Genomic DNA, 249 nt, shown 5'->3' on the forward strand with positions numbered 1-249 from the left:
CTCCGGCGAACCAGCTGGCGAGGTACTCGACACGGAAGCGTCCGACCACCTCCCCGTCTGAGACGGCATCCCGGAGAAGTCTGCTCAACGCGCGGAATCGCCGACGAGACGAGAAATAGGGCACCAGTTCGGCGGCGGCTCCGCTCGCCGCTCCGACGCGGGCGAGAAGGGTGTCGGTGATCAGCTGGCGCCAGCCCACGTTCAGCCAGAAGACCATGCGGACGAGGGCGGCCGGAGATCGGGATCCTT

Annotated in this window: 1 protein-coding gene; it reads right to left on the reverse strand. The window is 67.5% G+C overall.

Translation table 11 applies throughout. The features are described from left to right. Positions 1 to 217, reverse strand: a 217-nt coding sequence (locus tag SB773_RS33690) for a hypothetical protein (RefSeq protein ID WP_410594823.1), incomplete at its 3' end; no start/stop codon positions are given. Positions 218 to 249: the final 32 nt, after the last annotated feature.

The organism is Bacillus sp. SIMBA_074, from assembly GCF_046534555.1.
Taxonomy (GTDB): Bacteria; Bacillota; Bacilli; order Bacillales; family Bacillaceae_G; genus Bacillus_A; species Bacillus_A mycoides.